General features: G+C 72.0%; 11 protein-coding genes. 7 read left to right on the top strand and 4 right to left on the bottom strand.

The features are described from left to right. The first annotated feature begins 51 nt into the window (after nucleotides 1–51). Nucleotides 52–618, top strand: coding sequence for an XRE family transcriptional regulator (locus tag ABZT04_RS18870; RefSeq protein ID WP_356057752.1), 567 nt, complete (start codon nucleotides 52–54; stop codon nucleotides 616–618). After that, nucleotides 618–1,337, top strand: a complete 720-nt coding sequence (locus ABZT04_RS18865) for a helical backbone metal receptor (RefSeq protein ID WP_356057751.1) — start codon at nucleotides 618–620, stop codon at nucleotides 1,335–1,337. The genes ABZT04_RS18870 and ABZT04_RS18865 overlap by 1 nt, the downstream gene beginning before the upstream one ends. An 81-nt stretch (nucleotides 1,338–1,418) precedes the next feature. On the opposite strand, the gene ABZT04_RS18860 is transcribed toward ABZT04_RS18865, so the two are convergent. Continuing rightward, complete coding sequence (locus ABZT04_RS18860) at nucleotides 1,419–2,597, bottom strand: TDT family transporter (protein ID WP_356057749.1); 1,179 nt, start codon at nucleotides 2,595–2,597, stop codon at nucleotides 1,419–1,421. A gap of 70 nt (nucleotides 2,598–2,667) precedes the next feature. On the opposite strand from ABZT04_RS18860, the gene ABZT04_RS18855 reads away from it, so the two are divergent. Both ABZT04_RS18855 and ABZT04_RS18850 read left to right on the top strand, forming a co-directional pair. Then, a complete protein-coding gene (locus ABZT04_RS18855; protein WP_356057748.1) occupies nucleotides 2,668–3,594 on the top strand; it encodes a LysR family transcriptional regulator in 927 nt (308 codons plus the stop codon). A 61-nt stretch (nucleotides 3,595–3,655) separates the two neighbouring features. Next, nucleotides 3,656–4,618, top strand: coding sequence for an aminoglycoside phosphotransferase family protein (locus tag ABZT04_RS18850; RefSeq protein ID WP_356057747.1), 963 nt, complete (start codon nucleotides 3,656–3,658; stop codon nucleotides 4,616–4,618). On the opposite strand, the gene ABZT04_RS18845 is transcribed toward ABZT04_RS18850, so the two are convergent. Then, nucleotides 4,593–5,303: a gamma-glutamyl-gamma-aminobutyrate hydrolase family protein gene (locus tag ABZT04_RS18845; RefSeq protein WP_356057745.1), complete on the bottom strand. Its 711-nt coding sequence runs from the start codon at nucleotides 5,301–5,303 to the stop codon at nucleotides 4,593–4,595. The genes ABZT04_RS18850 and ABZT04_RS18845 overlap by 26 nt on opposite strands. A gap of 64 nt (nucleotides 5,304–5,367) precedes the next feature. Continuing rightward, on the bottom strand, nucleotides 5,368–6,102 hold the full coding sequence (locus tag ABZT04_RS18840; protein WP_356057743.1) for an FCD domain-containing protein: 735 nt from the start codon (nucleotides 6,100–6,102) through the stop codon (nucleotides 5,368–5,370). A gap of 95 nt (nucleotides 6,103–6,197) precedes the next feature. On the opposite strand from ABZT04_RS18840, the gene ABZT04_RS18835 reads away from it, so the two are divergent. From ABZT04_RS18835 to ABZT04_RS18825, 3 genes are read left to right on the top strand one after another with little or no spacing between them, the layout of a single operon-like run. Then, nucleotides 6,198–7,568, top strand: a complete 1,371-nt coding sequence (locus ABZT04_RS18835; RefSeq protein WP_356057742.1) for a glutamine synthetase family protein — start codon at nucleotides 6,198–6,200, stop codon at nucleotides 7,566–7,568. Nucleotides 7,569–7,576: 8 nt separating this feature from the next. Further along, a complete protein-coding gene (locus ABZT04_RS18830) occupies nucleotides 7,577–8,971 on the top strand; it encodes an aldehyde dehydrogenase family protein (protein ID WP_356057741.1) in 1,395 nt (464 codons plus the stop codon). Further along, nucleotides 8,968–9,750, top strand: a complete 783-nt coding sequence (locus tag ABZT04_RS18825; protein ID WP_355906631.1) for a 3-oxoacyl-ACP reductase — start codon at nucleotides 8,968–8,970, stop codon at nucleotides 9,748–9,750. Before ABZT04_RS18830 ends, ABZT04_RS18825 begins: the two co-directional genes overlap by 4 nt. A gap of 45 nt (nucleotides 9,751–9,795) precedes the next feature. Here the strand turns inward: ABZT04_RS18825 and ABZT04_RS18820 are convergent, their stop codons facing one another. After that, entirely contained in the window at nucleotides 9,796–10,998 is a 1,203-nt protein-coding gene (locus tag ABZT04_RS18820; RefSeq protein WP_356057740.1) for an amino acid deaminase/aldolase, read from the bottom strand. Nucleotides 10,999–11,609 lie beyond the last annotated feature (611 nt).

The following is an 11,609-nucleotide window of genomic DNA, read 5'->3' as shown; positions in this document are numbered from 1 at the left end:
GCAGCCGCCGAAGCGGCCGCGGACCGACGAGCGAAGGAGGGAGCCGGAGCGATGGGCGACCACAAAGAACAGCCCCTCCGGGTGGGCGCGGCCGTACGGCGGCGACGCCGCGCGCTGTCCCTGACCCTCGCCGTCGTGGCCGAACGCAGCGGCCTGTCGGTACCCTTCCTCAGCCAGGTGGAGAACGACCGCGCCCGCCCCAGCAGAAGCTCCCTGGAGAAGGTGGCCGACGCCCTGCGCACCACCGCCGTCGAACTCCTCGCCGCTGCCGACCCCGCGTGCAGCGTCGACGTCGTCCGCGCGCAGGACGCCGAGTCGGGGGTCGAACCCCTGATGCGGTCCCTTGTGCGGGGCCACCATCAGCTCCACGCCTCGGAGTTCACCGGCGACCATGACGCGGGACGCGAATTCCAGCACCGCAACGACGAGTTGATGTACATCGCGGACGGCGCCGTCGAGATCGAGGCCGAGGGACGCGCCTACCGCCTCGTGCGTGGCGACACGATGTACCTGACCGGCGGGGTGCGCCACCGCTGGCGCGCGACCGTGCCGGACACCCGGGTGGTCGTGGTCGCGGTGGCCGAGCACATCGAGGCGGTCCAGGACCGCCCGCGCTGATGCGCGTCGTCTCGCTCGTGCCGTCCCTGACGGAGGCGGTCGCCGTGTCGCTGCCGGGAGTTGTGGTCGGCGCGACGGACTGGTGCAGTCACCCGCCCGGGCTGGACGTCGCCCGGGTGGGCGGTACCAAGAACCCGAAGCTCGACCCGATCCTCGCCCTCGCCCCCGACCTGGTGGTCGCCAACGAGGAGGAGAACCGCGCACCGGACCTGACGGCCTTGCGCGCGGCGGGAGTTGAGGTCCTCGTCACCGAAGTGCGTTCCGTCCCGCAGGCGTTCAGTGAGCTGACCCGGGTGCTCGACGCGTGCGGGGCGCGGTCCCGCCCCCGCTGGCTGGACGAGGCGGAGCGGGCATGGGTGGAGCTGCCGCGACCGGAGCGCCGCAGGACCGCGGTCGTCCCGATCTGGCGCCGACCCTGGATGGTGCTGGGCCGGGACACCTTCGCTGGTGATGTGCTGTCCCGGCTGGGCGTCGACCACGCGTACGCGACGCACGCCGAACGCTATCCGCGCGTCACCCTGGACGAATTGCGGGCGGCGGAACCGGAGTTGGTGGTCCTCCCCGACGAGCCGTACCGCTTCATGGCCGACGACGGCCCCGAGGCCTTCCCGGGCCTGCCCTGCGCGCTCGTCGGCGGCCGGCACCTCACGTGGTACGGGCCGTCACTGGCCGAGGCGCCGCGGGTGCTGGCGGTGGCGCTGCGAGCGGCGCGAGGTTGATCTGTCCCCGGACCGCGTGTATTGCTGACGGTTCGGAGGTGTTTTCTGGCCTGCCCCACGCGCTCGTCGGCGGCCGGCACCTCACGTGGTACGGGCCGTCACTGGCCGAAGCGCCACGGCTGCTGTCCGAGGCCCTGCGAGCAGCTCACCGCTGAGCAGACCCTTCGCCGTGTGGACGGCGGCGGTGGCCCAGGCGGCGACCAGCACGCCGTACAGGACGACCGCGAGCCCGTCGTAGACGGCGAGCCCGGTGTGCCGGGCCAGGGCCTCGGCGCCGGTGACGCAGGTGCCGACCGGGAAGGTGAAGGCCCACCAGGTCATCGCGAAGCCCATGCCCCGGCGCCGGGCGCGGACGACATGCGCGGTGGCGAGGCCGAACCAGAGCAGCGCGAACCCCATGACGGGGACGCCGTAGAGGACGGCGAGGAGACCGAAGCCCTGGGCGTACGCGGCCGGTACGACTCCGGGGGCGAAGTCCGCGAACTTGCCGACGGCGGTGGTGGACTGGCCCAGCGGACCCAGCACCAGGAACAGCGTCGGGGTGAGCGCTAGGGCCTGTTCCAGGTTTCCCGTCGTCCGCCCGGAGGGCGGGCCCTGCGGGAAACCTGGAACAGGCCCTAGGGGCAGCGGGCCACCGGCGACGAGCCGGGCGAAGACCAGCGGCAGCATCAACAGGGTGGCCAGCAGGCTCAGTCCGAACATCGCGAAGCACGCGAGGAGAAGCGTCGCCCGGGCCTGCCCGGCCGGCAGATGCGGCACGAGGAGCGGGCCGAGGGCGGCGGACACCATCGGTGCGACGACGGGCAGCAGCCACACGGGGGTCGCCTCCGACGGGTGCACGTGATGCCGTACGGCCATCAGGTACGGGACGGCGACGGCGGCCGCGAGCCCGACGACCGTACCGACCGCGAAGAGCACCGCGTCGAGGAGGACCGCAGCCCGCACTCCGATCCAGTCCTGCCCGACCACCAGGGTGGCGCCGCCCACCGCCAGCAGGGCCATCGCGAGGCAGCCGTAGAAGGGCGCCGTCGCCGGGTCGAGGAGGTCGGCGCGGGCCTGGTCGCGGTGGTGGGTCCAGTGCAGGGTCCGGGCCGCGAGCAGGGCCAGGAGCAGGGCGAGCGAGAGGGCCCAGACGGCTGTGCAGGCCGTGCGCAGCCCCGGGAGATGGCCGGGGAGTCCGGCACCGGCCGTGGCGACGATGGCGGTGCCCATGACGGAGGCGTACCAGTTGGGTCCGAGGTGACGAACGGCGGTGACCATGCGTCCACCGTCTCGCCGACCGAGACGGCCGACCAGGGAGTATCTGTCTATGGGGACATAAACTGGATTTATGAGCAGCAGCAGTGAGGTGGAAGAGCCGCGGGAGGGGTCGATCGCGCACCGGGTGCCGGATCTGGGTGCGCTGGAACTGCTGCTGGCGGTGGCACGGCTCGGGAGTCTCGGCGGGGCGGCACGCGAGCTGGGGATCACCCAGCCGGCCGCGAGCAGCCGTATCCGCTCGATGGAACGGCAACTGGGCGTCGCCCTGGTGGACCGCTCACCGCGCGGCTCAAGCCTCACCGATGCCGGGGCCCTGGTCACCGACTGGGCCCGCCGGGTCGTCGAGGCGGCTGCGGCCTTCGACGCGGGCGCCCAGGCGCTACGGCACCGCCGTGACTCCCGGCTCCGCGTGGCCGCGAGCATGACCATCGCCGAGTATCTGCTCCCCGGCTGGCTCCTCGCGCTGCGCTCCCAACGCCCTGACACCGCGGTCTCGTTGCTGGCCGGCAACTCCGCGGCGGTCGCGGAACGCCTGCTGGCGGACGAGGCGGACCTCGGTTTCGTGGAGGGCCTGTCGGTGCCGCACGGCCTCGACTCCACGGTGATCGCCCACGACCACCTGATCGTCGTCACCGCCCCCACCCACCCCTGGGCCCGCCGCCGACGCCCCGTCCCCGCGGGGGAGTTGGCGTCGACGCCCCTGATCCTCCGCGAGAAGGGCTCCGGCACCCGCCAGGTCCTGGACGTGGCCCTGGGCGGCCTGGCCCGCCCGCTGATCGAACTCTCCTCCACCACGGCCGTCAAGGCATCGGCGGTCGGCGGAGCCGGACCCGCCGTCCTGAGCGAACTGGCGGTGGGGGAGGAACTGTCGACACGGAGACTCGTACGCATCCCGCTGGAAGGAGTCACTCTCGCCCGGGACTTGAGAGCGGTATGGCCGACGGGACATCGTCCGACGGGGCCGGCACGGGAACTGCTGTCGCTGACGCGGAGCTAGCGAGCCGCGGGCGGTGAAAACCCTTCGCGTGCGACCGCTCCCGACCGCCACCATGACCCGCATGCCGCCCACCGCCCCGCCCGCCACAGGTGTCCGAACTCCCTGGGAAGCGCTCCCCGGCCACCTTCACGACGCCGTCGCGCGCATCCTGGGCTCACGGGTGACCCATGCCGTCACTCAACCCGGCGGTTTCTCCCCGGGGACAGCCGCCCGCGTGCGCACCGCCGACCACACCCGTGCCTTCGTCAAGGCGGTGAGCGCCGAGAGCAACCCCCACAGTCCTGACTTCCATCGCGCGGAGGCCCGCAACGCCGCGGCCCTTCCGCCCGTGGTCCCCGCACCTCGCCTCCTCGGCACCTACGACGACGGCAACTGGGTGGCCCTGGTCTTCGAGGAGGTGGTCGGTCGGCAGCCTCATGTCCCTTGGCGGCGAGCCGAGTTGGAGCGGGTTCTGGGTGCCGTGGAGCGACTGGCCCGCACGCTCACACCGTCCCCCGTCACCGCCCCGTCGGTGGCCGAGAGTCTGGGCCACGACTTCGCCGGCTGGCGGCACCTGCTCGACGGGGAGACGGGTGACGTCACGGGACGACTCGATCCATGGGCGGTCGCGCACCTCGCGGAGCTGGCCGAACTCGCCTCCCCCTGGGCCGAGTCCGCGGCCGGCGACACCCTCGCGCATGCCGATCTGCGCGCCGACAACATGCTGCTCACGGACGATGGTGGGGTGGTCTTCGTGGACTGGCCGCATGCCGTCCGGGCCGCGCACTGGTTCGACCTGCTCGTCATGCTCCCGTGTGTCCGCGCCCAAGGCGGCCCGGATCCCGAGGAGTTGTTCACCCGGCACCCCCTGGCCGAGGACGCGGACCCGTCCGGTGTCACCGCCACCCTCGCGGCCCTGGCGGGCTACTTCGTCGGGCACGCGCTCAAGCCGTCACCGCCGGGCCTGCCCACTCTCCGCGCGTTCCAACGGGCTCAGGGAGACGCGGCCCTGGCCTGGCTCAGGAAGCGGCTGGACGTGTCGTAGCCGTCGCGGCCGCCTCCACCAACGCCCGCATCACCCGCAGGTCCTCGCCCATCTCGGGATGCCACTGGACGCCCAACACCCAGTGGGCGGTGGGGAGTTCGATCGCCTCGGGGGTTCCGTCCCCGGACCAGGCCGATACCGTCAGGCCGGTGCCCAGGCGGTCGGCGGCCTGGTGGTGGAAGGTGGGTACGGAGGCTTCTTCCGGTACGGCGGTCGCGTAGCGGGTGCCCGGTACCGGCTTGACCGTGTGGTGGCCGAAGACGCCCGGGGTCTCCGCGTGACCGTCCAGGTGCTGAACGAGGGTGCCGCCCAGGGCGACGTTCAGGAGCTGCAAGCCCCGGCAGATGCCCAGCAGGGGGACGCGGGCTGTCAACGCGGCCTGGATCAGGGCGAGTTCCCAGGTGTCGCGGGCGTGGGCGGGCGGGCCGGTGCGGGGGTCGCGCTCCGCGCCGTAGCGGGCCGGGTCGACGTCCGGGCCGCCCGCGATCACCAGGCCGTCGAGGCGGGCGACGGTCGCCGCGGCCTGCTCGGGGGAGTCCGGCGGCAGCATCATGGCCAGGCCGCCCGCACGCTGGACGAGCCGCGGATAGCCGGCCGGCAGCAGCGCCGCCTCCAGCTCCCAGATGCCCCAGCGTGCACCGTCCTCCAGGTATGTGCTGATGCCGATCAGCGGCCTGCCCGCCATGCTTTCCTCCGACCGCGAGGCGACGTGAATGGACTCGATGGGAACCATTGAACTACCCCACCGGTCACGCGAGGAACCCCCTCAGCAGTGCCGCCGTCCCCGCGCAGTGCTCCCGCATCATCTCCCGCGCCCCGTCCGCGTCCCCGTCCAGCACCGCCTCCACCAGCGCGATGTGCTGCCGCTGCGAGTGCTCCAGATTGCGGACCAGAAGCGGGATGCAGTCGAGGAGGTCGTTCACCGTGGCCCGCACCGCCGCGTACTGCGCGGTCAGGGTCGGGGAACCGCACAGCTCGGCCAGGGTCAGATGCAGCAGGGTATCCAGGCGGCGGTAGTCGGCGAGCGGGGCGTCGTGCGTGCGGGCCAGGGCGTCGCGCAGACGGCCCGCCTGTTCGTCCGTCAGGCCGTGGGTCGCGCACAGGCCGGTCGCGCCGACCTCCAGCACCTCCCGGAAGCGCAGCACGTCCTCGATGTCCACCGCGCTGACCCGCCGCCGCAGCTCGTCCTCGCCGCCGGCGTCCGACTTCGGCAGCACGAACGTCCCGCCGTAGCGCCCGCGCCGGGACTCCACCAGACCCTGGTCCTGGAGCACCTTCAGCACCTCGCGCAGCGTCACCCTGCTGATCCCGAGCCGCTCGGCCAGCTCCCGCTCGGCCGGCAACCGCTCGCCGCCCGGCACCAGCCCGAGCCGTACGACCTGCAGGATCTGCTCCAGCGCCTCTTCGAAGCCGTTGCCCGCCCGTACCGGCCGCAGGACCGGGGTCAAGCGGTCCTCAAGGCCGTCCTCCGCGCTCAGCGACATCTGGCGGCACCCCCTTCCCAAGCAATGGTTCTCCGCAATACCTTATGGTTTCCGGCCCGGTCGAAGAAGCGCGCAGCAGCCGAAGGAGCTTTCCCGTGGCAGACCGCACACCCCCGCTGAGCGTCGAGGAACTGCACGCCCTCGTCGCCAGTGACGAGATCGACACTGTCGTCCTGGCCTTCCCCGATATGCAAGGGCGGCTCCAGGGCAAGCGGTTCGCCGCCCGCTTCTTCCTCGACGACGTACTCCGGCACGGCACCGAGGGCTGCAACTACCTCCTTGCCGTCGACACGGAGATGAACACGGTCGACGGCTATGAGATGTCCTCCTGGGAGCGCGGTTACGGCGACTTCGCCATGCACCCGGACCTGTCCACCCTCCGCCGTGTGCCGTGGAACGCCGGCACCGCCCTGCTGATCGCCGACCTCGCCTGGAACGACGGGTCGCCGGTGGTCGCCGCACCCCGCCAGATCCTGCGCCGCCAACTGGAGCGCCTCGCCGAGCACGGTTTCACCGCGCAGGTCGGTACGGAGCTGGAGTTCATCGTGTTCAAGGACACGTACGAACAGGCCTGGGACGCGGGCTACCAGGGCCTCACCCCGGCCAACCAGTACAACATCGACTACTCCGTGCTCGGCACCGGTCGCATCGAGCCACTGCTGCGCCGGATCCGCAACGAGATGACGGCCGCCGGTCTCGTCGTCGAGTCCGCCAAGGGCGAGTGCAACCCCGGCCAGCACGAGATCGTCTTCCGCTACGACGACGCCCTCGTCACCTGCGACCAGCACGCCGTGTACAAGACCGGCGCCAAGGAGATCGCCTCCCAGGAGGGCGTCTCGCTCACCTTCATGGCGAAGTACAACGAGCGCGAGGGCAACTCCTGCCACATCCACCTCTCGCTCGGCGACGGCGAGGGCGGCAACGCCATGGCGGGCTCCGCCTCCGACCCCGGTGGCATGTCGGAGGTCATGCGGTACTTCCTCGCCGGGCAGCTCGCCGCGCTCCGCGACTTCTCGCTGCTGTACGCCCCGAACATCAACTCCTACAAGCGGTTCCAGCCGGGCTCGTTCGCGCCGACCGCCGTCGCCTGGGGCTACGACAACCGCACCTGCGCGCTCCGGGTCGTCGGCCACGGCCGCTCGATGCGCTTCGAGAACCGGCTGCCGGGCGGGGACGTGAACCCCCATCTGGCGGTGGCGGGACTGGTCGCGGCCGGCCTCTACGGCATCGAGCACAAGCTGGAGCTGCCCGAGCCCTGCGCGGGCAACGCCTACAGCGCCGAGTACGCGCACGTCCCCACCAACCTGCGTGAGGCCGCCGAGCTGTGGGAGAACAGCCCGATCGCCAAGGCCGCCTTCGGCGACGAGGTCGTCGCGCACTACCGCAACATGGCGCGCGTCGAACTGGAAGCCTTCGACGCCGCCGTCACCGACTGGGAGCTGCGTCGCTCCTTCGAACGTCTGTGAGGAACCCCTTGCCTGCCGAGCAGCATCTCGACGTACTGAACCCCGCCACCGAGGAGGTCCTCGCCACCGTCCCGGCCGCCACCGCGGCCGACGTGGACGCCGCCGTCGTACGTGCCGCGCGGGCCCAGGCGAAGTGGGCCGCGCTGCCGCCCGCCGACCGGGCCCGGCTGCTGCGCCGCTTCGCGACGGCGGTGGACGGACACCTGGAGGAACTCGCCCAGTTGGAGGTCCGCGAGGCCGGGCACACGGTCGGCAACGCCCGCTGGGAGGCCGGCAACGTCCGTGATCTGCTCGACTACGCGGCCGGGGGAGTGGAGCGCCTGACCGGTCGGCAGATCCCGGTCGCGGGCGGTCTCGACGTCACGATCCTCGAACCGCTGGGCGTGGTGGGCGTGATCGCGCCCTGGAACTTCCCCATGCCGATCGCCGCCTGGGGCACCGCACCGGCGCTCGCGGCGGGCAACGCGGTCATCCTCAAGCCGGCCGAGACAACCCCGCTGACCGCGCTCAGACTGGCCGAACTCGCCCTGGAGGCAGGCCTTCCCGAGCACCTCTTCCAGGTACTCCCCGGCCACGGCCCGGTCGCGGGCACCGCGCTCGTCGAGCATCCGGGCGTCGCGAAGATCGTGTTCACGGGGTCAACGGCCGTAGGCAAACAGGTGTTGGCGAAGGGGTCGGCGCTCCTCAAGCGCGTCACCCTGGAACTCGGCGGCAAGAGCCCCAACATCGTCTTCGCCGACGCCGACCTCGAAGCCGCCGCGGCCGCCGCCCCCATGTCCTTCCTCGACAACTCCGGCCAGGACTGCTGCGCCCGCACCCGCATCCTCGTCCAACGCGGCGCCTACGACCGCTTCCTGGACCTCCTGACCCCCGCGATCGAGGCGGTCACGGTCGGCGACCCGGCCGACGAGAAGACCGACATGGGCCCGCTGATCTCCAAGGTCCAATTGGAGCGCGTCCGTTCGTACGTCACCGACGACCTGGACGGCATCCGGGGCAAGGCGCCCGAGGGCCCCGGCTTCTGGTTCCCGCCCACCGTCCTCACCGGCGTCGACCCGCACGCGCGTGTGGCCGTCGAGGAGGTCTTCGGCCCGGTCGCCGTGGTCCTCCCCTTCGAGGACGAGGCGGAGGCGATCGCGCTCGCCAACGCCACCGACTACGGACTCGCCGGCTCCATCTGGACCCGCGACGTCGGCCGCGCCCTGCGCGTCTCCGGGGCCGTCCGGGCGGGCAACCTGTCCGTCAACTCCCATTCCAGCGTCCGCTATTGGACCCCCTTCGGCGGCTTCAAGCAGTCGGGGATCGGCCGCGAACTGGGCCCGGACGCGCTCACCGCCTTCACCGAAACCAAGAACGTCTTCATCAGCGACGTCGCCACCAGCACGGAGGGCCCAGCACAGTGACCGCAGAGATTGTCTGCCGACGACTCGTCGGCCGTACCGCCGTCATCACCGGAGCCGGCAGCGGCATCGGCCTCGCCACCGCGCGCCGGCTCGCCTCCGAGGGCGCGCATGTCGTCTGCGGCGACATCGACGAGACCCACGGCAAGGCGGCGGCCGACGAGGTCGGCGGGCTGTTCGTGAAGGTCGACGTCACCGACCCCGAGCAGGTCGAGGCGCTCTTCAAGGCCGCCTTCGACACCTACGGCAGTGTCGACATCGCCTTCAACAACGCGGGCATCTCGCCGCCCGACGACGACTCCATCCTCGACACCGGCCTGGAGGCGTGGAAGCGCGTCCAGGACGTCAACCTCACGTCCGTGTACCTGTGTTGCAAGGCCGCCATCCCGTACATGCGCCGCCAGGGCAAGGGCTCCATCATCAACACGGCGTCCTTCGTGGCGAGGATGGGCGCGGCCACGTCCCAGATCTCCTACACCGCCTCCAAGGGCGGGGTCCTCGCCATGTCCCGTGAACTGGGCGTGCAGTTCGCCCGCGAGGGCATCCGGGTCAACGCCCTCTGCCCGGGCCCGGTCAACACCCCGCTCCTCCAGGAGCTGTTCGCCAAGGACCCGGAGCGGGCCGCGCGCCGCCTCGTCCACATCCCGGTCGGCCGCTTCGCGGAGGCGACCGAGATCGCCGCCGCCGTCGCGTTCCTGGCGAGCGACGACTCGTCCTTCGTCAACGCGGCCGACTTCTTGGTCGACGGCGGCATCGCCGGGGCGTACGTCACCCCGATGTGAGCCCTGAACCCCCGCCGGAGCGGGGGCAGTTGACGCGGCGAGCCATCACAGGAAGGTCATGCCCTCGCCGCGGTAGGTGGGGACGGTGGCCGTCACCCGGTCGCCCTCGATCAGGTGCAACGCGTCGAACCGCTCACACAGTTCACCCGCCTTGGCGTGCCGGAACCACACCTTGTCGCCGATGAGCAGGTCGTCGGCGGGCGCGCCGAGCAGCGGCGTCTGCACCTCGCCGGGACCCTCCTGGGGGTCGTAGCGCAGACCTTCCGGCAGGTACGGCACCGGGAGCCGGTCGGGGCCGGCGGCGCCGGAGGCGGGGTAGCCGCCGCCGAGGACGGTCACCACGCCGACGCCCGGGCGCCGTACGACGGGCTGGGCGAAGAGCGCGGCCGGACGGCCGGTGAAGGACGTGTAGTTGTCGAACAGGCGCGGCACGTACAGCCCGGAACCGGCCGCGATCTCGGTGACGGCGTCCTCGGCGGCGGTGTGCTGGACACTGCCGGTGCCACCGCCGTTGACGAACTCCAGATCCGGTACGACGGCCCGCACGGCCCGCACCACCTCCGCACGCCGCTCGGCGAGTTCACGCTTGGCGGTGGCCTGCATCAGCCGGATCGCGCGGGACCGGAAGGGCCGCCCGGCCACGGAGTCGCCGACACCGGCGATGTGCCCCTCGTAGGCCATGATTCCGACGACCTTGAAGCCCGGGCGGCGGGACACCGTCCGTGCGAGGTCGGCGAGTTGGGCGGGGGAGCGCAGCGGCGAGCGGAGCGCTCCCACGCGCACGCGGCCGCCGAGCAGCCGCAGCGAGGTGTCCAACTCCAGGCAGACACGCACGACTTCGCCGCCGCCGTCGCGGGCGTCGTCGATGAGCTTGAGCTGTGCCGGGTCGTCGATCATCACGGTGACGGCGGAGGCGAGCTTGGGGTCGTTGGCCAGCTCGCCGAAGGCGGCGCGGTCGGCGGAGGGGTAGGCGAGCAGCACGTCCTCGAACCCGGAGCGGGCCAACCAGATCGACTCGGCCAGGGTGAAGGACATGAGGCCCGCGAAGCCGTCCCTGGCCAGGACGCGTTCGAGCAGGTTTCGGCAGCGGACGGACTTGCTGGCGACGCGGATCGGCTTCCCGCCGGCCCGGCGGACGAGGTCGTCCGCGTTGGCATCGAAGGCGTCCAGGTCGACGATGGCGACGGGGGCGTCGAGGTGGGCGGTGGCCCGGTCGTAACGGGCCCGGTCGGCGGCGCGCGCAGTCATGAACGCAGCCTGCCAGACAGGATTACCGCAGGGTAGGGGGACGTTCCGGGCAGATGCCCCGGGGGCGCGGACTGGTTCCCGTTCGAGCGGGGGCAACCCGTAGAGTGACGCGCACGCACGGAGGAAACGCCGCCGGTCGTTCGACCGCGCCCGGGATGGCGGTCCGCCGCTGCGGGTATGCGTGCTCGGGACGAGTTTGTTTTTGTCTGCGTGCCGGGTGAGAGCGGGGTGGTCACCGGTCCGTATACGAGTCCGTATACGAGCAGGTGCGGGAGAACACCGGCCCGCGTACGTACGAACGGTGGCCCGGGTACGAGGAAACGGGGGGTGCATGAGCACGGAAGCGCGACGCGCCCCCGTACCACCGCGCCACACGACGAATGCGGCGGAGCCGCAGCCGTCCGACGATGCAACAGGCGAGGACTTGGACCAACCGCACTCCGGCCCCGTAGACACGTCGGGGTCCGCTTCGGGGGCAGATCCGATATCGGACGCGTCGCAGGGTGGGGCGGGGAGCGGCGCGCGGCGCGGCGAGGCCTGGTGGGACGAGGACGGCGACGATGCCCGTACCGTGTCCCGGGGCACCGACAGCCGACCGCGCTTCCCGGGCC

Origin of the sequence: Streptomyces sp. NPDC005492 (assembly GCF_040605995.1) — a bacterium.
Taxonomy (GTDB): Bacteria; Actinomycetota; Actinomycetes; order Streptomycetales; family Streptomycetaceae; genus Streptomyces.
Note: the sequence above shows the minus strand (reverse complement) of the source record. Positions and strands in the feature narration are given on the sequence as shown.

What these genes read in the sequence shown, in the direction of transcription:
- ABZT04_RS18865 (WP_356057751.1), top strand. Translation starts at nt 618, where the DNA reads ATGCGCGTCGTCTCGCTCGTGCCGTCCCTGACGGAGGCGGTCGCCGTG.
- ABZT04_RS18855 (WP_356057748.1), top strand. Translation starts at nt 2,668, where the DNA reads ATGAGCAGCAGCAGTGAGGTGGAAGAGCCGCGGGAGGGGTCGATCGCG.
- ABZT04_RS18820 (WP_356057740.1), bottom strand. Translation starts at nt 10,998, where the DNA reads ATGACTGCGCGCGCCGCCGACCGGGCCCGTTACGACCGGGCCACCGCC.
- ABZT04_RS18860 (WP_356057749.1), bottom strand. Translation starts at nt 2,597, where the DNA reads ATGGTCACCGCCGTTCGTCACCTCGGACCCAACTGGTACGCCTCCGTC.
- ABZT04_RS18845 (WP_356057745.1), bottom strand. Translation starts at nt 5,303, where the DNA reads ATGGCGGGCAGGCCGCTGATCGGCATCAGCACATACCTGGAGGACGGT.
- ABZT04_RS18870 (WP_356057752.1), top strand. Translation starts at nt 52, where the DNA reads ATGGGCGACCACAAAGAACAGCCCCTCCGGGTGGGCGCGGCCGTACGG.
- ABZT04_RS18850 (WP_356057747.1), top strand. Translation starts at nt 3,656, where the DNA reads ATGCCGCCCACCGCCCCGCCCGCCACAGGTGTCCGAACTCCCTGGGAA.
- ABZT04_RS18840 (WP_356057743.1), bottom strand. Translation starts at nt 6,102, where the DNA reads ATGTCGCTGAGCGCGGAGGACGGCCTTGAGGACCGCTTGACCCCGGTC.